Source organism: Xenophilus sp. Marseille-Q4582 (assembly GCF_916700565.1).
Classification (GTDB): domain Bacteria; phylum Pseudomonadota; class Gammaproteobacteria; order Burkholderiales; family Burkholderiaceae_C; genus Xenophilus.
Map to the genome: position 1 here is coordinate 653,232 of NZ_CAKAKO010000003.1, position 19,589 is coordinate 672,820.

General features: G+C 70.9%; 15 protein-coding genes. 14 read left to right on the forward strand and 1 reads right to left on the reverse strand.

Annotated features, from left to right (window positions below; genetic code table 11):
• The first annotated feature begins 1 nt into the window (after position 1).
• A complete protein-coding gene (locus LG388_RS13610; protein WP_225783259.1) occupies positions 2-1,738 on the forward strand; it encodes a class I adenylate-forming enzyme family protein in 1,737 nt (578 codons plus the stop codon).
• A complete protein-coding gene (locus tag LG388_RS13615) occupies positions 1,735-3,183 on the forward strand; it encodes an MATE family efflux transporter (protein ID WP_225783260.1) in 1,449 nt (482 codons plus the stop codon). The genes LG388_RS13610 and LG388_RS13615 overlap by 4 nt, the downstream gene beginning before the upstream one ends.
• Positions 3,184-3,201: 18 nt before the next feature.
• Here LG388_RS13615 and LG388_RS13620 read toward each other — a convergent pair whose 3' ends face one another.
• On the reverse strand, positions 3,202-4,455 hold the full coding sequence (locus LG388_RS13620; protein ID WP_225783261.1) for a TetR/AcrR family transcriptional regulator: 1,254 nt from the start codon (positions 4,453-4,455) through the stop codon (positions 3,202-3,204).
• Between the two features lie 192 nt (positions 4,456-4,647).
• On the opposite strand from LG388_RS13620, the gene LG388_RS13625 reads away from it, so the two are divergent.
• The 12 genes from LG388_RS13625 (at position 4,648) to LG388_RS13680 (ending at position 19,583) form a co-directional block, all read left to right on the forward strand.
• Positions 4,648-5,979 (forward strand): acyl-CoA dehydrogenase family protein, encoded by a 1,332-nt coding sequence (locus LG388_RS13625; protein WP_225783262.1) that lies wholly within the window; start codon positions 4,648-4,650, stop codon positions 5,977-5,979.
• A gap of 561 nt (positions 5,980-6,540) precedes the next feature.
• Entirely contained in the window at positions 6,541-7,743 is a 1,203-nt protein-coding gene (gene proV / locus LG388_RS13630; RefSeq protein ID WP_225783263.1) for a glycine betaine/L-proline ABC transporter ATP-binding protein ProV, read from the forward strand.
• A 19-nt stretch (positions 7,744-7,762) separates the two neighbouring features.
• Positions 7,763-9,022 carry a glycine betaine/L-proline ABC transporter permease ProW gene (proW, locus tag LG388_RS13635; RefSeq protein WP_225783264.1) on the forward strand — a complete coding sequence of 420 codons (1,260 nt, stop codon included), beginning with the start codon at positions 7,763-7,765 and terminating at the stop codon, positions 9,020-9,022.
• A gap of 30 nt (positions 9,023-9,052) precedes the next feature.
• Positions 9,053-10,057 carry a glycine betaine/L-proline ABC transporter substrate-binding protein ProX gene (proX, locus tag LG388_RS13640; RefSeq protein WP_225783265.1) on the forward strand — a complete coding sequence of 335 codons (1,005 nt, stop codon included), beginning with the start codon at positions 9,053-9,055 and terminating at the stop codon, positions 10,055-10,057.
• A gap of 164 nt (positions 10,058-10,221) precedes the next feature.
• Positions 10,222-11,238, forward strand: coding sequence for a glycine betaine/L-proline ABC transporter substrate-binding protein ProX (proX, locus tag LG388_RS13645; RefSeq protein ID WP_225783266.1), 1,017 nt, complete (start codon positions 10,222-10,224; stop codon positions 11,236-11,238).
• Positions 11,239-11,334: 96 nt separating this feature from the next.
• Positions 11,335-12,375, forward strand: a complete 1,041-nt coding sequence (gene proX / locus LG388_RS13650; protein ID WP_225783267.1) for a glycine betaine/L-proline ABC transporter substrate-binding protein ProX — start codon at positions 11,335-11,337, stop codon at positions 12,373-12,375.
• 377 nt (positions 12,376-12,752) lie between these two features.
• On the forward strand, positions 12,753-14,876 hold the full coding sequence (locus LG388_RS13655) for a 3-hydroxyacyl-CoA dehydrogenase NAD-binding domain-containing protein (RefSeq protein ID WP_225783268.1): 2,124 nt from the start codon (positions 12,753-12,755) through the stop codon (positions 14,874-14,876).
• 66 nt (positions 14,877-14,942) lie between these two features.
• Positions 14,943-16,127, forward strand: a complete 1,185-nt coding sequence (locus LG388_RS13660; protein ID WP_225783269.1) for an acetyl-CoA C-acyltransferase — start codon at positions 14,943-14,945, stop codon at positions 16,125-16,127.
• A 33-nt stretch (positions 16,128-16,160) separates the two neighbouring features.
• On the forward strand, positions 16,161-17,051 hold the full coding sequence (locus tag LG388_RS13665) for a MaoC family dehydratase N-terminal domain-containing protein (protein ID WP_225783270.1): 891 nt from the start codon (positions 16,161-16,163) through the stop codon (positions 17,049-17,051).
• 35 nt (positions 17,052-17,086) lie between these two features.
• Positions 17,087-17,797 carry a histidine phosphatase family protein gene (locus LG388_RS13670; RefSeq protein WP_225783271.1) on the forward strand — a complete coding sequence of 237 codons (711 nt, stop codon included), beginning with the start codon at positions 17,087-17,089 and terminating at the stop codon, positions 17,795-17,797.
• 149 nt (positions 17,798-17,946) lie between these two features.
• Positions 17,947-18,750 carry an enoyl-CoA hydratase-related protein gene (locus LG388_RS13675; protein WP_225783272.1) on the forward strand — a complete coding sequence of 268 codons (804 nt, stop codon included), beginning with the start codon at positions 17,947-17,949 and terminating at the stop codon, positions 18,748-18,750.
• Positions 18,747-19,583, forward strand: a complete 837-nt coding sequence (locus LG388_RS13680; protein WP_225783273.1) for a crotonase/enoyl-CoA hydratase family protein — start codon at positions 18,747-18,749, stop codon at positions 19,581-19,583. The genes LG388_RS13675 and LG388_RS13680 overlap by 4 nt, the downstream gene beginning before the upstream one ends.
• Positions 19,584-19,589: the final 6 nt, after the last annotated feature.

Here is a 19,589-nt window from a genome sequence, read left to right on the forward strand (position 1 = left end):
CATGGCCACGCCGATGACCCGCCCGCAAGCCATTGCCGAACTGACGGCGCCCGGCATGCCCTATGCGCTGGCCGATGCCACCATCCGCGGCCAGCGCCAGCGGGTCTTCGTCAACGCACCGCCCTCGCTGCGCCCGATGTACGAAGCCACGGCCACCGACCTGCCCTTCCTGGTCTACGAGGACGAGCGCTGGACCTTCGCCCAGGCCTGGGCCGACGCCAGCCGCATCGGCCATGTGCTGGTGCACGACTGCGGCGTGCGGCCCGGCGACCGCGTGGCCATCGCGATGCGCAACTACCCGGAATGGGTGCTGGGCTTCACGGCCATCACCAGCATCGGCGCCGTGGCCGTCGCCATGAACGGCCACTGGCAAGCCGACGAGCTGGCCTACGGCCTGCAGGACAGCGGTGCGAACGTGGTGCTGGCCGACGCGGAGCGCCTGCAGCGCCTGTCGCAGCCCGGCGTGCGCGCGGCGCTGCCCGATCTGCAATGCCTGGCCGTGCGCTGCACCGATCTGCCGGCCGGCGCGCGCTCGCTGAGGGCGCTGGTCGACGCCGTGGGCGAGGTGCCCATGCCCCCGGCGGATATCCAGCCCGAGGATTACGCGACGATCCTCTACACCTCCGGCTCCACCGGCCACCCCAAGGGCGTGGTGTCCACGCACCGCAACGTGCTGTCGGCCCTGCTGTCGTGGGAACTGGACGCGGCCATCGGCGAGCGCGTGGCGGGGCTGGAACCCGCGCCAGCGCAGAACCCCGGCACCCTGCTGGCGGTGCCGCTGTTCCACGTCTCGGGGCTGCACACCTCCTACCTGGCCGGCTACCGCGCGCAGCGCCGCATGGTCGCCATGTACCGCTGGGACGCCGAACTCGCCGCCCAGCTCATCGAACGCGAACGCCTCACCTCCTGCGCCGCACCCGCGGCGATGACAGGCGACCTGATCCGGGTCGCGAAGGAGAAGCGCCATGACCTGAGCTGCCTGCTGCTGGTGGGCGGTGGCGGCGCGCCGCGCGCGCCCGAGCAGGTGCGCCAGATCGCGCAGAGCTTCGGCCAGGCCCAGCCCGCCACGGGCTGGGGCATGACCGAGACCAACGCCATCGGCGTGGGCATCGGCGGCGAGGACTACCTGGCGCGGCCCGCCAGCTCCGGCCGCTGCTCGCAGGTGCTGGAGCTGAAGATCATCGACGAGCGGGGCGAGGCGCTGCCCACCGGCCAGCGCGGCGAGCTGCTGGTGCGCGGCACCTCCGTCTTCCCGGGCTACTGGAACCGGCCCGAGGCCAACGCCCAGTCCTTCCTGCCCGGGGGCTGGTTCCGCACCGGCGACATCGCCTGCCTGGACGAGGAAGGCTTTCTCTTCATCGTCGACCGCCTCAAGGACCTGATCATCCGCGGCGGCGAGAACATCGGCTGCGGCCAGGTGGAGGCGGCCCTGCTCATGCACCCGCACGTGCACGAGGCTTCGGTGTACGCCGTGCCCGACGAGCGCCTGGGCGAGGAAGTGGGCGCCACGGTGCACGGTTCGCCGCAGCTGGACGTGGAGGCGCTGCGTGGCTTCCTGGCCGGGCACCTGGCGCGCTTCGAGATCCCGCGCTACATCCAGGTCTCGGCGCAGCCGCTGCCGCGCACGCCCTCGGGCAAGATCCTCAAGCGCGAGATCCGGCAGGCGGCGCTGGCTGCCATCGCGCCGGGGCAGGCGCAAGCCCAGGCAGCCGCACAGGCCCCGAAGCCCGGCCTGTGAGCGCGCCCGCGCCCGCCCCCGTCCTGGCCAGCCGCTTCGTGGCCGGGCCGATCACGCCCACGCTGCTGCGCTTCGCCTGGCCGCTGCTGGCCACCAACCTGCTGCACGCGGCGGCCGGCACCTGGTCGGCGGTGTGGGTGGGGCAGGTGCTGGGCGCCAACGCGCTCACGGCGGTGGCCACGGCGACGGTGCTGCTGTTCATGCTCATGGGCGCGGTGATGGGCATCGGCACCGCCGCCGGCGTGGCCATCGGCCAGTCGCTGGGCGCGGGCGACATGGCGGCCGTCAAGCGCGTGACGGGCTGCGCGCTGACCTTCGTGGCCGGCTTCTCGCTGCTGGTGGCGGCGGCGGGCTGGGCGCTGGCGCCGGTCCTCATCGAGGGGCTGGGCACGCCGCCGGAATCGCACGGCTTCGCCGTCGCCCACGTGCGCTACACCTGCCTGTCGATGCCCGCCATCTTCGTCTACCTCGTGACGGTGATGATGATGCGCGGCGCCGGCGACTCGCGCACGCCCTTTCGCTTCACGCTGGTGTGGATCGCGCTGTCGGTGCTGCTCGTGCCGGCGCTTCTCACCGGCCTGGGCGGCCTGCTGCCGGGCACGGGCATCGCGGGCGTGGGCCTGGCCAACCTGATCGCCGCCGGGGCCGCGCTGGCCGCGCTGCTGGCCTATGTCTACCACCGCCGCCTGCCCATCGCGCTGCACGGCAAGGACCTGCGCCACCTGCGGCCCGAACCGGCGCTGCTGTCGCTCATGGTGCGGCGCGCGCTGCCGGTGGGGCTGGAATCCATCGTCACACAGGGCGCCTACTTCGTGCTGCTGGGCCAGGTGAACACCTATGGCGCGGCCACCGCGGCGGCCTACAGCGGGGCGGCGCAGCTGTGGACCTACGTGCAGATGCCCAGCAACGCGCTGGCTGCCTCGATGTCGGCCATGGCCGCCATGAACATCGGCGCCGGCCACTGGGCGCGCGTGGAGCGCATCGCGCGGCACGGCTGCGGGGTGGGGCTGGCGGTTGCCGGGGGCGGCACGCTGCTCATCTACGGGCTGGGGGCGGTGTTCGGCGAACTGCCGCTGCGCCTGTTCATCCCGGCCGGGGGCGAGGTGCTCGAGCAGGCGCGCCGCATCAACTTCATCGTGCTGTGGGGCTGGATCGCGCTGGCCGTGACCATGGGCCTGTCGGCCATGGTGCGCGCCAACGGCGCCATGCTCGCGCCCACCCTGATCTTCATCGTCACCATGTGGGCCCTGCGCGTGCCCTTCGCGCTGGGGCTCAAGCCCTGGCTGGGCGAAGCGGCCATCTGGTGGAGTTTTCCCTTCGGCAGCCTCACCTCCGCCCTGCTGGCCTACGGCTACTACCGCTGGGGCCGCTGGCGCGAGCGGCCGCTGATGCTGGCGCAGCTCAAGCCCGAGCCGCTGCCCGCGCGCCGCGACGCCCCGCGTTGACGCGCCGCGCGCCCCGGCTCAGGCCGGGGGCGCCGAAGGCGGCCTCAGCAGCCCCAGGAACAGCGGCTCCACGAACAGCGGCAGCACCTCCTGCGGGCGGATGCCCGGCACCCACCAGCGCAGCGAGGACGCCGCGTTGATCAGGCAGGCCACCTGCTGCGCCGCCAGGCCTGCGTCCACCGGGGCGATGGCGCCCTCGCCCATGCCGCCGACCACGAAGAGGCCAAAGCGCTCGGTCAGCCGGTCGCCGCGCTGCACGGCGCCCTGCCGTGCGCCTTCGGCCAGCGCGTTGCGCGCCGAGCCGCGCAGCAAGGGCCCGCGGTCCGAGAGCTGGAACAGCGCCAGCGCGCGCGTGCTCGCCAGCAGGCGCTCCCACCCGGAGTCCGTGCGCGCCATCGCGGCCGACTGCACGCCGCGCACGATGGCGAAACTGCGCTCGAAGCACTGGGCGATCAGTTCGTCCTTGTTCGCGTGGTGGTGGTAGAAGGCCCCCTTGGTCCGATGGAGCTGCGCCGCGATGCGGTCGATGGAGGCGCCGCGAAATCCCTGCTCGTTGATGAGCGCGGTGGCCGCCTGCAGGAAGGCTTCGCGCACGTCGCTCGCCGGCGCCGCGCTGCAGCCCACCTCCAGTTGCGGGCCGGGCCGCTCGTGCCAGTGCCGCGGCGCCGCGGCCAGGCCGTGCAGCAGCATGTCGGCCAGGTGCTGCGCGGCCCAGGCGTAGTCGGCCGGCTCGTAGCGGCCGATCCAGGCCCGCATGCCGTTGGCCAGCACCAGGAGCAGGTGCGTGCGCGCATTGCGCAGCGCCCGGCTCCAGCCCAGCGAGGCGGGAAAGCACTGGCGCAAGCTGCGAAAGAGCTGGCGGTAGGCCTCGAAGACGCGCTCGCCCTGCGGCTGCGCGAGCGCGCGGATCTCGTTGAAGGACAGCAGCGCGCCGCGGCCGCCCTCAGCCACCTCGGCCAGCAGGGCGGCCTGGCCTGCCAGCACCGCACGGATGCGCGCGGGCGCCGAAGGCTGCCGCAGCGCCGCGTCGACCACGGCGCGCAGCGCCAGCACGGAGCGCAGCATGCAGTCGGCCGCCAGGTCCTCCTTGCGGCGGTAGTAGTAGTTGAGGCTGGCCTTCTGCAGGCCCACGCGCGCCGCCACGCCCGCCAGCGTGACGCCACGGATGCCGTGCTGGTCGAACTCCTGCGCCGCGGCCACCAGGATGGCCTCGCGCCGGCTGTGGAAGCGTTCGGTCGCGGCGGGGGGCAGCGGGCGCTGAACCATACTCATGTCATGAATGCAGGGGATGAAGGCGGCGGGCCGCCAGGCGCCATCGGGTGAAAACCCTGACCCTGGGGTGTCCCGGACTGGACCCGATGGTAGCCAACCCGCTTCCATACTTGGCGTACGAAAAGGCCTTTCCACCGACCCCCGAGGCTGCTTCCCTTCCACCTTCCTCCCACCGCACGGAGACCGTCCGCCATGAGCCCCAGCGCTTCCACCTCCCCCACCGCATCCGCCTTCGGCCTGAACCCGAGCGACGAACTCAACGACCTGCGCATGTCCGACAAGGCGCTGCCGCTGTACGAGCATGTGAAGCGCTTCGTGGCCGAAACCGTCGTGCCCATGGCCGAGAAGTACGAAGCCCTGGGCGCCGGACGCACCGGCGCCGACCGCTGGCAATACGCCCCAGGCCAGCTGGAACTGCTCAACGCCGCCAAGGACCAGGCCAAGAAGGAAGGCCTGTGGAACTTCTTCCTGCCCGATGCCGAGACCGGCGAAGGCCTGTCGAACCTGGACTATGCCTACATCGCGGCCGAACTGGGCAAGGTGCCGCTGGCCAGCGAATGCATGAACTGCTCGGCGCCCGACACGGGCAACATGGAAGTGCTGGAGCGCGTGGGCACGCCGGCGCAGAAGGAAAAGTGGCTCAAGCCGCTGCTCAACGGCGAGATCCGCTCCGCCTACGCCATGACCGAGGTGCACCATGCCTCGTCGGACGCCAAGAACATCGCCACCACCGCCGTGCTCGACGGCGACGAATGGGTCATCAATGGCGAAAAGCACTACATCTCGGGCGCCGGCAGCCCGCGCTGCAAGATCCTGATCACCATGGTGCGCACCAGCCCCGACGCGCCCTCGCACAAGCAGCAGTCGATGATCCTGGTGCCCAAGGACACGCCCGGCGTGACCATCGTGGGCGCGATGCACGTGTTCGCCGAGGACCATGCGCCGCACGGCCACATGCACATCAAGTTCGAGAACGTGCGCGTGCCCAAGGAGAACATCCTGCTCGGCGAAGGCCGCGGCTTCGAGATCTCGCAGCTGCGCCTGGGCCCGGGCCGCATCCACCACTGCATGCGCTCCATCGGCGCGGCCGAGAAGGCGCTGGACCTGCTGGTGCAGCGCGGCCTCTCGCGCAAGGCCTTCGGCAAGGAACTGGCCTGGCTGGGCGGCAACATCGAGATCATCTCGCGCGCCCGCATCGAGATCGAGAGCATGCGCCTGATGGTGCTCAAGGCCGCCAAGGCGATGGACGTGCTGGGCAACCGCGAGGCGCGCATCTGGGTGCACATGGTCAAGGCCATGGTGCCCGAGCGCGTGTGCAAGATCATCGACCAGGCGATCCAGATGCACGGCGCGCTGGGCGTGTCGCAGCACACGCCGCTGGCCCACATGTACGCCCAGCAGCGCACGCTGCGGCTGGCGGACGGGCCGGACGAGGTGCATCACCTGGTGGTGGGCCGCAACGAGATCCGCATGCACGAAGGCGGCGAGGACGACGGCAGCATGGCGGCCGTGTTCCGCAGCTGAGGCTCCTCTTTGCGCGGGAACGCACCCCGCGCGCACAGCGAGGGCCTGCGGGCCCTCGCGGGCATCCCGGGCTCCGGGAGGCGCCGTCCAGGTCGAGCCAGCCAGCGCTGCGACCGGCCCGGCGCTTCCGGTCTTGCGGGGCCCTGCCCGGGGCCATGAGGCGGCCAGCAGCATCATGCAGTCATCTGCTTGCAACTTGCATCATTTGAAACGAGCGCCTATACTGCGGCCCCTACCCATCCAACAGCCGGCCAGCGTGCCGGCGGTCTGAGCGCTACTCGCGGAGCATGCTGCCTCCCGTCGCGGCGCCGGACATCCCCGCCGGGCTCGCCCGGCATCCGGCTGGTTCCCCAGCCACCCGACGCCGCGTCACACCGCCCCCGCTCGGCCCCCTTGACCAGGCCGCCGAATGGCCCTCCGGTGTGTGACAGGCGCTGGCTGCGTCGTTGCTTCGTCGTCTTCAGTGCCTGCCGTGCGGCTGCGGTTCGCGGCCGTCTGCGCACGACAACGACTTTTCCAGACGGCCATTGCATCAAGCCTTTCCCGAGGAGGCCCGCCGCAATGGCAAAAGACATCCAGATCGACCATGTGTTCAAGGTCTTCGGCGACGAGCCGAAGGCCGCGCTCGCGCTCGTGCGCGAAGGCAAGACCAAGCAGGAGATCCTGGCCGAGACCGGCCAGTCCATCGGCGTCTTCGACGCCCACTTCCACATCCAGGCCGGCGAGATCTTCGTGATCATGGGCCTGTCGGGCTCGGGCAAGTCCACGCTGGTGCGCCTGCTCAACCGCCTGATCGAGCCCAGCGCCGGCCGCGTGGTGATCGACGGCCGGAACATCTTCGAGCACAACGACCGCGAACTGCGCGCCCTGCGCCGCAAGGACATCAGCATGGTGTTCCAGTCCTTCGCGCTGATGCCGCACATGACCGTGCGCGAGAACACCGCCTTCGGCCTGGAGCTGGCCGGCGTGGACAAGGCCACGCGCCTGGCCGCGGCCGACGACGCACTGGCGCAGGTGGGCCTGGCCGGCTGGGGCGACAGCTACCCCGACGAACTCTCGGGCGGCATGCAGCAACGCGTGGGCCTGGCCCGCGCGCTGGCGTCCGACCCTTCCATCCTGCTCATGGACGAGGCGTTCTCGGCCCTGGACCCGATCATCCGCACCGACATGCAAAGCGAGCTGCTGCGCCTGCAGCAGGTCAAGCGCCGCACCATCGTGTTCATTTCGCACGACCTGGACGAGGCCATGCGCATCGGCGACCGCATCGCCATCATGAAGGACGGCCAGGTCGTGCAGGTCGGCACGCCCGAGGAGATCCTGCGCAACCCGGCCGACGACTACGTGCGCAACTTCGTGCGCGGCGTGGACGCGGCCAAGGTCTTCAAGGCCGGCGACATCGCGCGGCGCAGCCCGGTGGTGGTGTCGGAGAACCCGGCGCGCGGCAGCGTGCGCCCGGCGCTCAAGATGCTGGAGGACCAGGACCGCGAGTTCGGCTACGTGGTCGATCCGCAGCAGCGCTTCCTGGGCCAGGTCTCGGCCGATTCGCTGCGCGCCGCGCTCGAGAACCCGGAAGGACAGCAGGCGCTGCAGCAGGCCTTCCTGCCCGGCGTGCAGACCGTGGCCGCCATCCACCCCGTGAACGAGCTGTTCGGCCAGGTCGCGCAGGCCGCCGGGCCGCTGCCCGTGGTCGACGAGCACGGCCGCTTCATCGGCGCGATCAGCAAGACCACCTTGCTGCGCTTCATGGACAAGAACAGCGATTGACCCCGAGGAGGACGCACAGATGAACGAAAACACGGCCATCGCTCCCATGACGGAGACCGATCCCTGGGCCGCACCCGCCGCCCCGGCCACCGAGGCCCCGGCCGCGGCGGACGCCGCATCCGCCGCCGACCCGTGGGCCGGCGCCACCGCGCCCGTTGAAAGCACCGCGGCCCCCCAGGGCGGCGACGCCTGGTCGACCGGCACCGACGCCAGCGCCGGCAGCGACTGGCTCGCCGCGCCTTCCACGCCGGCCGACGGCCTGGGCGGCGCGCCCGACGGCTTCTCGCTGTCCCAACTGTGGGACGGCAGCCTGCCCGTCGAGTCCTGGATCAACCAGGGCCTGGCCTGGACGGTCGAACATTTCCGCCCCTTCTTCCAGGCCGTGCGCGGCCCCATCGACGCCACGCTCTCGGGCGTCGAAGGCCTGCTGCAATCCGTGCCCACGCTGGCCATGATCGCGCTGCTGGGCCTGCTGGCCTGGCAGTTCGCGGGCCGCGCCATCGCCATCGGCGCCGTCATCTCGCTCATACTCGTGGCCATGCTGGGCATCTGGCCCGAGGCCATGGTCACGCTGTCGCTGGTGCTGACCTCGCTGGCCTTCTGCCTGGTGCTGGGCCTGCCGCTGGGCATCCTGCTGGCCTCGAGCGACCGCGCCAACCGCATCGCCCGCCCGGTGCTGGACGCCATGCAGACCACGCCGGCCTTCGTCTACCTGGTGCCCGTGGTCATGCTGTTCGGCATCGGCAACGTGCCGGGCGTGATCGTGACCATCGTGTTCGCGCTGCCGCCACTCGTGCGCCTGACCACGCTGGGCATCCGCCAGGTGCGGCCCGACCTGATCGAGGCCGCGCGTGCCTACGGCGCCTCGCCCTGGCAGCTGCTGACCCAGGTGCAGCTGCCGCTGGCCATGCCGTCCATCATGGCCGGCATCAACCAGGCGCTGATGCTGTCGCTGTCGATGGTGGTGATCGCTTCCATGATCGCCGTGGGCGGCCTGGGCCAGATGGTGCTGCGCGGCATCGGCCGCCTGGACATGGGACTGGCCACCGTGGGCGGCCTGGGCATCGTGCTCTTGGCCATCACGCTGGATCGCATCACGCAGGCCATGGGCCAGGCGCGCCGCGACAACGGAAAAGGGGTGCGCCACTGGTGGCAGACCGGCCCGGCGGGGCTGGTCGTGCGCGCCCTGCCGCGCAAACCGCAGGCCACGCCCGCTCAGGCGACCCCGGCCCCTGAAGCCAGCCACGACGCGAAGCCAGCGCCGGCGCGCGCGCACTGAATCGTTTCCAAGCAAGCAAGGAGTCTTCGCATGAACTTCCCCTCCCTTCGCACCCTCTTCTCGGCCGGCCTGCTGGCCACGGCCGCCGCTGGCGCCTTGGCGCAGAACCTGCCCGGCAAGGGCGTGAGCGTGCAGCCGCTGCAAAGCTCGCTGGCCGAAGAAACCTTCCAGACCCTGCTGGTCAGCCGCGCGCTGGAGAAGCTGGGCTACGAGGTCAAGCCCATCCGTGAGATCGAGTACGCCACGGCCTTTGTGGCCATTGCCAACGGCGACGCTACGCTGATCGCTGCCAACTGGCAGCCGCTGCACGACGATTTCTACAAGAGCGCCGGCGGCGATGCCAAGCTGTATCGCAAGGGCACCTACTCCACCCACGCGCTGCAGGGCTACCTGATCGACAAGAAGACGGCGGATCAGCACAAGATCCGCAGCATCGACCAGCTCAAGGACCCGGCGATCGCCAAGCTCTTCGACACCGACGGCGACGGCAAGGCCGACCTCACCGGCTGCAACCCCGGCTGGGGCTGCGAAGGCGTGATCAACCACCACCTGCAAGCCTATGGCCTCTCCAACACGGTCAAGCATGTGCAGGGCAGCTATGCCGCGCTGATGGCCGACACCATCGCACGTCACAAGGAAGGCAAGCCCACGCTCTACTACACCTGGACGCCCTACTGGGTGAGCGGTGTGCTCAAGCCGGGCACCGACGTGGTCTGGCTGCAAGTGCCCTTCTCCTCGCTGCCCGGCGAGCAGAAGGGCATCGACACCCAGCTGCCCAACGGCCAGAACTACGGCTTCATGCCCAACACCCAGCACATCGTGGCCAACAAGGCCTTCGCCGAGGCCAACCCCGCCGCCGCCAAGCTGTTCGAAGTGATGCAGCTGCCCGTGACCGACATCAACGCGCAGAACCTGCGCATGCGCAACGGCGAGAACAAGCCGGCTGACATCGCGCGCCACACCGACGCCTGGATCAAGGCGCACCAGAAAACCTTCGACGGCTGGGTGGCGCAGGCCGCCGCCGCGGCCAAGTAAGGCACAGGCCCACGGCCGGCGCAGCCGCGCCCGGCGGCGGCGCCTTGTCTTTTCCCTTCGCGATCTGCCCGGCTGGCGCGCCCCTGTGGCGCGCAGGCCGGGCGCGGCCGCGCGTTCACGCGCCGGCCTCCTGCACTGTTTTTCTTGAAAGGACTTGCTTCCGAATGACGATGACCACCCGCCACTTCACGCGCACCCTTCTGGCCGGCGGCCTGCTCGCCCTCGGCCTGTCGGCCTACGCGGCCACCGACCTGCCCGGCAAGGGCGTGCAGGTGCTGCCGCTGCAGAGTTCGCTGGCCGAAGAGACCTTCCAGACCCTGCTGGTGACCCGTGCGCTGAAGCAGCTGGGCTACGACGTGCTGCCCATCAAGGAAGTCGAGTACCCGATGGCCCACCTCGCGGTGGCCAATGGGGACGCCACCTTCATGGCCAACCACTGGAACCCGCACCATTCGGAGTTCTACAAGAGCGCTGGCGGCGACGCGAAGCTCTCGCGCAAGGGTGTGTACTCGGCCGGCGCCGCGCAGGGCTACATGATCGACAAGAAGACGGCCGATGCGCACAAGATCACGCACCTCGACCAGCTGAGCGACCCGAAGCTGGCGAAGCTCTTCGACAGCAACGGCGACGGCAAGGCCGACCTGGTGGGCCCGAGCGCGGGCTGGGGCGGCGAGGCGGTGGTCAACCACCAGTTGGACACCTTCAAGCTGCGTGACACCGTGACCTACGTCCAGGGCAACTACCCGGCCCTGATCTCCGAGACCATCGCTCGCTTCAAGGCCGGCAAGCCCGTGCTCTTCTATGCCTGGACGCCCTACTGGCTCAGTAACGTGCTGCGCGCCGGCCAGGAAGTGGTGTGGCTGGAAGTGCCCCGCTCGGCCATGCCCGGCGTGCAGGCCGGCACCGACACCCGGCTGCCCAACGGCAAGAACTACGGCTTCCCGCTGAACAACGAGTACATCGTGGCCAACAAGGACTTCGTGGCGAAGAACCCGGCCGCCGCCAAGCTGTTCGAGATCATGGTGCTGCCCGTCCACGACATCAGCGCGCAGAACCGCCTGATGCGCGATGGCGAGAACCGCCAGCAGGACATCGAGCGCCACACCGACGCCTGGATCAAGGCGCACCAGAAGACCTTCGACGGCTGGATCGCCACGGCGCTGCAGGCCGCCGGCCACTGAGCGCCGGCCACACCGCCCCTCGACCCGAGGCTGCGCCGCGGCCTCGGCTCCGTTCCCAGACCTTCTCTGACACCGTTCAAAGGAAACCCGAACCGCATGCCGTCGACCCACGCCCGCCTCCCTTTCACCCACCGCCTCGCACAGACCCTGTTCGCCGCCGCGCTGGCCCTCGCCGGCACGGCCCATGCCCAGGCGCCTGCCACTGACCTGCCCGGTAAGGGCGTGACGATCCTGCCGGTGCAGAACAACATCGCCGAAGAGACCTTCCAGACTGTGCTGGTCATGCGCGGCCTGCAGGCCCTGGGTTACACCGTGCAGCCCATCAAGGAGATCGAGCCCTCGGCCCAGCATCTGGCCGTGGCCAACGGCGACGCGACCTTCATGGCCGACCACTGGACGCCGATGCAGGAAGACCTGTACCGGAACGCGGGCGGCGCGGCCAAGATGTCGCGCGAGGGCGTGTACTCGCCCGGCGCGCTGCAGGGCTACGTGATCGACAAGAAGACGGCCGACAAGCACGGCATCACGCGCATCGACCAGCTCAAGGACCCGGCCATCGCCAAGCTCTTCGACACCGACGGCGACGGGAAGGCCGACCTCACGGGCTGCAACCCGGGCTGGTTCTGCGCCCGGCTGGTCAGCCACCACATCGAAGCCTATGGCCTGAAGGACACGGTGGAGCAGCGCCAGGGCAGCTATGCCGCGCTGATGGCCGACACCATCAACCGCTTCCAGCAGGGCGAGCCGGTGCTGTACTACGCCTGGACACCCTACTGGGTCAGCAGCGTGCTGCAGCCGGGCCGCGACGTGGTCTGGCTGGAAGTGCCCTTCTCGGCCATGCCCGGCAGCCAAAAGGGCGTGGACACGCGCCTGCCCAACGGCAAGAACTACGGCTTCACGCCCAACGACCAGCACATCCTGGCCAACAAGGCCTTCACCGACGCCAACCCCGCCGCGGCCAAGCTGTTCTCGCTGATGCGCCTGCCGGCCGCCGACATCAACGCCCAGAACCTGCGCATGCGCCAGGGTGAAAGCAGCCAGCGCGACATCGAACGCCATGCCGATGCCTGGATCAAGGCGCACCAGAAGACCTTCGACGGCTGGATCGCCCAGGCGCGGCAGGCGGCGGGCGGCTGATCGGCCCGCCCCCTTCGCGCCCTCACCCACGCCCGACTCCGGGCCGGCGGCGCTGATGACCGGCACGCACGAACAGGACCTCCTCCTGGCCCGCCCCGCGGGCCCGATCCGCTTCATCGGACGTTCGGTCAAGGTGCGCTGACCGTCGCGCGGCACCGCCGCGAAGGTGGGTGCGTCGCGGCCTGCCTGCACCGGCCGCGCGCGCCGGCCTGACACCTTCGTGACGCTCCAGTCCCCTCGGGCTGACACCTGGGTGACCACTGTGCACAAGCCAAGCGGCGCTTTGTTGCTTACGCTAGGCCTTCTGACTTTCCGTCGCCGCCGGCGCGCCTTTTCGGCCGTCGCGCGCGCGGTGCGCACACCTTGCGGAGACACCCATGAGCCCTTCCCCCGTCACCTTGCAACGCGACGGCGACATCGCCGTGCTGCTGATCGACAACCCGCCCGTCAACGCGCTGGGCAAGTCCACGGTGCAGGGCCTGATCGACGCACTGGCCGCCTTCCAGGCCGACGCCACGGCGCACGCGCTGGTCATCGCCTGCGAAGGCCGCACCTTCGTGGCCGGCGGCGACATCGCGGCCTTCGAGGATCCCGACTTCAGCACCGTGCCCTACAACAGCTTCCTGGGCCGGCTCGAAGCGCTGGACCGCCCGGTGGTCGCGGCCATCCATGGCACCGCGCTGGGCGGCGGGCTGGAACTCGCCATGGCCTGCCACTGGCGCGTGGCGCTGCGCGGCACGCGCGTGGGCCTGCCCGAGGTCAAGCTGGGCCTGATCCCGGGCTCGCTGGGCACGCAGCGGCTGCCGCGCCTGGCCGGCCCCGAGAAGGCGCTGCAGATGATGAGCACCGGCCGCATGGTCGGCGACCAGGAGGCGCTGGCCGCCGGCATCCTCGACGAGCTGTGTGAGGGGAATGTGGGCGACGTGCGCGCCGCCGCGCTGCAGCGCGCGCGCACGCTCGTGGCCGAAGGCGGGGCACCGCGCCGCACCAGCGCGCTGCCGGTGCCCACGGCCGGCCTGGCTCCGGGTTTCCTCGACCAGGCCGTTGCATTGGCCGAGGCCCAGTTCCGCTACCCCGCGCTGGCCGCCATCGCCCGCGCGGTGCGCGCCGCCGCCAGCGCGCCCAGCTTTGCCGAAGGCGAAGCGGCCGAGGCGCGCGAATTCATGGGCGTGCTGCGCACCCCGCAGTCGCAGGCCATGCGCCACCTGTTCTTCGCCGAGCGCCAGACCGGCAAGATCCCCGGCCTGCCCAGGGACCTGCCGCTGCGCCCCGTCGAGCGCGTGGGCGTGGTCGGCGCCGGCACCATGGGCGGCGGCATCGCGATGGCGCTGGCCAATGCCGGCCTGCCCGTGGTGCTGGTCGAGGCCACGCCCGAGGCGCTGGAGCGCGGCCTGGGCCTGATCCGCAGGAACTACGAAGCCACCGTGGCCAAGGGCAAGCTGGCGGCCGGGGTGGCCGAAAAGCGCATCGCGCTCATCACGCCCAGCCTGGCCTACGAGGACCTGTCGCAGGTGGACCTGGTGATCGAGGCCGTGTTCGAGGACATGGCGCTCAAGAAGGACATCGCCGCCAGGCTGGGCCGCGTGGTCAAGCCGGGCGCCATCATCGCCACCAACACCTCCACGCTCGACGTGGACCAGATCGCGCAAGCCAGCGGCCGCCCCGCCGACGTGCTGGGCATGCACTTCTTCAGCCCCGCGAACGTGATGCGCCTGCTGGAGGTGGTGCGCGGCGCCAAGACCGACCCGGCCGTGCTGGCCACCGTGATGAAGCTGGCCCCGCGCATCGGCAAGGTGGCGGTGGTGTCGGGCGTGTGCTATGGCTTCATCGGCAACCGCATGGCCGAGGTCTACATGCGCGAGGCCGAGTTCCTGCTGATGGAAGGCGCCACGCCGGCGCAGGTCGACGGCGCCGTGCAAACCCTGGGCCTGGCGATGGGCCCCTGCCGCATGCTGGACATGGCGGGCATCGACGTCGGTGCCAAGACCGTGATCGAACTCGGCAAGACCGGCGGCCTGCCGCAGGATCCGAGCTACCGCGCGCTGGTGCAGGCCCTCTTCGCCAAGGGCCAGTTCGGCCAGAAGACCGGCGCCGGCTACTACCGCTACGAAGGCCGCACGCCGCTGCCCAACCCCGACACGCTGGCACTGGCCGAGTCGCTGGCGCGCGAGCACGGCATCGCGCGGCGCGACGACATCAGCGACACCGAGATCGTCGAGCGCCTGATCTATCCCATGGTCAACGAAGGCGCGCGCATCCTCGAGGAAGGCATTGCCTACCGCGGCAGCGACATCGACGTGGTGTGGACCGCCGGCTACGGCTTTCCCGACCATGCGGGCGGCCCCATGTGCCTGGCCGACCAGCGCGGCCTGGCGCACGTGGTCGAACGCCTGGAGCACTATGCGCGCGTGCGCGGCAATGCGCATGGCTACTGGAGCGTGAGCCCGCTCTTGCGCCAGCGCGCGGCCGAAGGCCGGCCGCTGTCGCTGGGCGCGAACTGAAACGCGCCTCCATCCCTTCTTTTTCCTCGCTTTCCCTTTCCACCCGCCCATCAACAAGGACTCGCCATGAGAGAAGCCGTCATCGTCTCCACCGCCCGCACGCCCATCGGGCGTGCCTTCAAGGGTGCGCTGAACAACATCAAGTCGCCCACGATGCTGGGCCACGCCATCCAGCACGCTGTGCAGCGCGCGGGCGTGGACCCGCAGGAGATCCAGGATGTGGTGGCCGGCGCCGTGCTGACGGCCGGCACGGCCGGCGGCAACCTGGCGCGCACGGCCCTGCTGGCCGCGGGCCTGCCCGACGTCGTCTCGGGCCAGACCCTGGACCGCCAGTGCGCCAGCGGCCTGATGGCCATCGCCACGGCCGCCAAGCAGGTGATCGTCGACGGCATGGATGTCGTGATCGGTGCCGGCCAGGAGAACATCTCGGCCGTGCAGGGCCCCTACATGAAGTGGGTGGGCCAGGAGGTCGATCCGAACGTGCTGGCCCGTTCCGAGCATGCCTACATGCCCATGCTGCAGACGGCCGAGTTCGTCGCCAGGAAGTACGGGATCTCGCGCGATGCGCAGGACGAGTACTCGCTGCAATCGCAGATGCGCACCGCCGCCGCGCAGGAAGCCGGCCGCCTCGACGCCGAGATCGTGCCCATCACGACGACCATGGCCATCGCCGACAAGCAGACCGGCGCCATCAGCTACAAGGAAGTGACCCTGTCGCGTGACGAAGGCAACCGCCCCGACACCACGCTGGAAGGCCTCAAGGGCCTGAAGCCCGTGATCGAAGGCGGCGTCATCACGGCCGGCAACGCCAGCCAGCTGTCGGACGGCGCCTCGGCCAGCGTGCTGATGGAGCGCTCGCTGGCCGAGAAGCGCGGCCTGCAGCCGCTAGGCATCTACCGCGGCATGGCCGTGGCCGGCTGCGCGCCCGAAGAAATGGGCATCGGCCCGGTCTACGCCATCCCCAAGCTGCTCAAGCAGCACGGCCTGAAGGTGAGCGACATCGGCCTGTGGGAACTGAACGAAGCCTTCGCCGTGCAGGCCCTGTACTGCCGCGACCACCTGGGCATCGACCCCGCGATCTACAACGTGGACGGCGGCGGCATCTCCATCGGCCACCCCTACGGCATGACCGGCGCGCGCCTGGTCGGCCACGCGCTGATCGAAGGCAAGCGCCGCGGCGTGAAGTACGTGGTGGTGACCATGTGCGTGGGCGGCGGCATGGGCGCCGCCGGCCTGTTCGAAGTCGCCTGACGGCACGCGCCGCCAGGTCCAGCCCGTGCCGCCATGACCGAAGACGAGCTTCAGGCCTTCGCGCCCTGGCTGGCCCGGCGCAGCAGCGCCACCCAGCGCCTGGACCCGCACCCGGCCCGGGCGCTGGCCGCCACGCTGGACCTGCCCGAGCCCGCCGCCTGGACCGAAGGCCGCGCGCTGCCGCCGCTGTGGCACCCGCTGTATCTGCACGACCTGACACCCAGCGCGCAACTGGGCCCCGATGGCGCACCCCTGCAGGATGCGCAGGCGCCGGCCACCGACAGCCTGATGCCGCCCATCCCGCTGCCGCAGCTGATGTGGGCCGGCGCCGAGTACCGCTGGCATGCGCCCATGGTGCTGGGCGAGGTGGTGCGGCGCCACTCGCGCATCGCCGGCATGCAGCTCAAGACCGGCCGCCGCGGCCCCATGGTCTTCGTGAGCTGGGAGCACCAGTGGTCGCAGCACGGCGGCCTGGCGCTCACGGCGATCGACCGTGCGGTGTTCCTGGGCGCCGAAGGCGGCACGCCGGCCGCGCCCGCCGCCGAGGCGCCGAGCTGGCAGCGCGAACGCCGCGCGCCCGCCGACGAAGCGCGGCTGTTCCGCTTCTCGGCCCTGACTTTCAACACGCACCGCATCCACTACGACCTGCCCTATGCGCGCGACGTGGCCGGCTACCCCGCGCTGGTGGTGCACGGCCCGCTGCAGGCGCTGCTGATCGCCGAGGCCTGGCGCGCCTGGCACCCAGACCAGCCCCTGGAGCGCATGCAACTGCGCGCCCGTGCGCCCCTGTTCCTGGGGCGCTTCGACGCCGGGGGCGTGCATGTGCGGGCCGCCGCGCCCGGGCCGGACGGCACGCGCGCCTGGACCTGCGGCAGCGACGGCCAGCCCTGCATGGAAGCCATGCTGCAAGCGGCTTCGCGCTGAGCCAGGCCCCCATCGAACCGAGAAGAGAAGCACCCATGGGAAAGATCGTCCTGGTCCGCCATGCGCAGGCCTCGCTGCTGTCGGCCGAATACGACCAGCTCTCGCCGCTGGGCGAAGAGCAGTCGGTGGTGCTGGGCCGCTGGTGGGCCGCGCGCGGCGAACGCTTCGACCAGGCCTGGTCGGGCGACCTCCAGCGCCAGCGCAGGACCGGCGAGCTGAGCTTGGCGCAATTGCCCGCGCCGCCCGCGCTGCAGATCGACCCGCGCTTCAACGAATACGGCCACCATGACGTGTTCGCCGCCGGCCCGAACCCCGAGCTGGTGGACCGCGTGCGCCTGGCCGAGACGCTGCGCGCCGCCGAGAACCCGCGCAAGCTGTTCCAGCAGCTCTTTTCGCAGGCGCTCGAAAGCTGGGTGCGCGGCGAAGGCACGGTGGACACGGCCTCGGGCTCGTTGACCTGGGCCGGCTTTCGCCAGCGCTGCATGGACGCGCTGATGCAGGTGGCCGAGCAATGCGGCAGTGGCCAGAGCGCCGTGGTCTACAGCTCGGGCGGCGCCATCGCCGCCATGTGCCAGCACCTCATGGGACTGCCCGACGCACGCGTGCCTGCACTGCACTACGCCGTGCACAACACTTCGATCAGCCGGCTGCTGAGCCGCCCCGGCCACATCACGCTGAGCAGCTTCAATGCCCTGCCGCACCTGGAAGCGCCGGGCGTGCCGGAATCGCTGATCACCTACCGCTGAGGCCCCGGGCCGACGCGTGGCACTCCCCGCCGGGCCTGACGCCCCGCGGACCTCCGGACGATGACGCGCGCCGCGGCCCCAGGCAAACCCGCAGCGCGCGCAGCCAGAACCCACAAGACCGGGCCCGGTGTGCTCCGCACACTGCCCGCATGTCTTCGTCCCCCTTCCTCCTGACCTGGCAAGCCGGGCTCGCCACCCTCACGCTCAACCAGCCCGCGCGCGCCAACGTGCTCGACGATGCCTGCGCGCAGGCGCTGGCCGAGGCCACGCACACGCTGGTGGAGCGCGCCCGCGACGGCCGCCTGCGCGCCCTGCTGCTCACCGCCAGCGGCCCGGTCTTCTGCGCGGGCGGCGACATCCAGGGCTTTGTGCGCGCAGGCAGCGACCTGTCGGGCGCACTGGACCGTGGCATCCCGCCACTGCATGAACTGATTCTTCAACTCGCCGCACTGCCCGTGCCGGTGGTCAGCGCGCTCAACGGGCCGCTGGGCGGTGGCGGCATCGGCCTGGCGCTGCTGGCGGACATCGTGCTGGCCGCCGACACGGCCAAGCTGCGCGGCGGCTATGCGTCCATCGGCCTGTCGCCCGACGTGGGCGCCTCGTGGGCGCTCACACGGCTGGCCGGGCCCATGCGCGCCAAGCAGATCCTGTTCAGCCCGCGCGCCTTCAGCGCGCAGGAATGCCTGGCCTTCGGCCTGTATGCCGAAGTGCTGCCGCCCGACCAACTGATGTCCGCCGCCCTCGCGCTCGCCACCGAACTGGCGCAGGGCGCGACCGGCTCCTTCGCGCAGATCAAGCGCCTGGTCGATGGCGCCGCGCAGCGCACGCTGAAGGAACAGCTGGCGCTCGAACACGCGGGCATGGTGCGCTGCGGCGCCAGCGCCGATGCGGCCGAGGGCGTGCGCGCCTTCCTCGACAAGCGCGCGCCGCGGTTCAAGGGGCATGCAGCATGAGCGCCACGTCCTCCACCCTGCCCGCCTTCCGGACCCTGCAGCTGAGCCTGGCCGGCGGCATCGCGCGCATCGTGCTGAACCGCCCCGAGAAGGCCAATGCCATCAACCTGGCCATGTGGCAGGAGCTGCGCCGCGCCATGCAATGGCTCCAGCACACCGCCGAGGCGCGCGTGGGCATCCTGAGCGCGGCCGGCGCGCACTTCAGCGCCGGGCTGGACCTGGCCAGCTTCGACGAGCTGCAGCAGGCCACGCGCGACGACTGCGACGGGCGGGCGCGCGAGAAGCTGCTGGCCGCGATCCTGGACATCCAGGACACCGTGACCGCCATCGAGCGCTGCCACAAGCCCGTGATCGCCGAGGTGCACGCGGCCTGCGTGGGCGGCGGCATCGACATCATCACCGCCTGCGACCTGCGCTACTGCAGCGCGCAAGCCTGGTTCTGCGTGAAGGAGATCGACGTCGGCCTGGTGGCCGACGTGGGCACGCTGCAGCGCCTGCCGCTGCTGATCGGCGAAGGCATGGCGCGCGAGCTGTGCTACTCGGGCCGCCGCGTCGAGGGCGCCGAAGCGCAGACGATCCGCCTGGTCAACCGCTGTTACGACGATGCCGCGGCGCTGCGCCAGGGCGTGGAGGAAATGGCGCGCTGCCTGGCGGCCAAGTCGCCGCTCGCGCTGCGCGGCACCAAGCAGGCCATCACGCATGCGCGCGAGCACAGCATCGCCGACGGGCTGCAGCAGGTGGCACTGTGGAACGCGGCCATGCTGTTCTCGAACGACCTGCGCGAGGTGCAGCAGGCCCGGAGCGCGGGCCGGGCACCCCGCTTTGCCGACTGACTGGAT

Coding starts and splice junctions, on each gene's coding strand:
- LG388_RS13610 (WP_225783259.1), top strand. CDS start 2: ATGGCCACGCCGATGACCCGCCCGCAAGCCATTGCCGAACTGACGGCG.
- proW (WP_225783264.1), top strand. CDS start 7,763: ATGAACGAAAACACGGCCATCGCTCCCATGACGGAGACCGATCCCTGG.
- LG388_RS13680 (WP_225783273.1), top strand. CDS start 18,747: ATGAGCGCCACGTCCTCCACCCTGCCCGCCTTCCGGACCCTGCAGCTG.
- proX (WP_225783267.1), top strand. CDS start 11,335: ATGCCGTCGACCCACGCCCGCCTCCCTTTCACCCACCGCCTCGCACAG.
- LG388_RS13675 (WP_225783272.1), top strand. CDS start 17,947: ATGTCTTCGTCCCCCTTCCTCCTGACCTGGCAAGCCGGGCTCGCCACC.
- LG388_RS13625 (WP_225783262.1), top strand. CDS start 4,648: ATGAGCCCCAGCGCTTCCACCTCCCCCACCGCATCCGCCTTCGGCCTG.
- LG388_RS13655 (WP_225783268.1), top strand. CDS start 12,753: ATGAGCCCTTCCCCCGTCACCTTGCAACGCGACGGCGACATCGCCGTG.
- proX (WP_225783266.1), top strand. CDS start 10,222: ATGACGATGACCACCCGCCACTTCACGCGCACCCTTCTGGCCGGCGGC.
- LG388_RS13665 (WP_225783270.1), top strand. CDS start 16,161: ATGACCGAAGACGAGCTTCAGGCCTTCGCGCCCTGGCTGGCCCGGCGC.
- LG388_RS13620 (WP_225783261.1), bottom strand. CDS start 4,455: ATGAGTATGGTTCAGCGCCCGCTGCCCCCCGCCGCGACCGAACGCTTC.
- proX (WP_225783265.1), top strand. CDS start 9,053: ATGAACTTCCCCTCCCTTCGCACCCTCTTCTCGGCCGGCCTGCTGGCC.
- proV (WP_225783263.1), top strand. CDS start 6,541: ATGGCAAAAGACATCCAGATCGACCATGTGTTCAAGGTCTTCGGCGAC.
- LG388_RS13670 (WP_225783271.1), top strand. CDS start 17,087: ATGGGAAAGATCGTCCTGGTCCGCCATGCGCAGGCCTCGCTGCTGTCG.
- LG388_RS13660 (WP_225783269.1), top strand. CDS start 14,943: ATGAGAGAAGCCGTCATCGTCTCCACCGCCCGCACGCCCATCGGGCGT.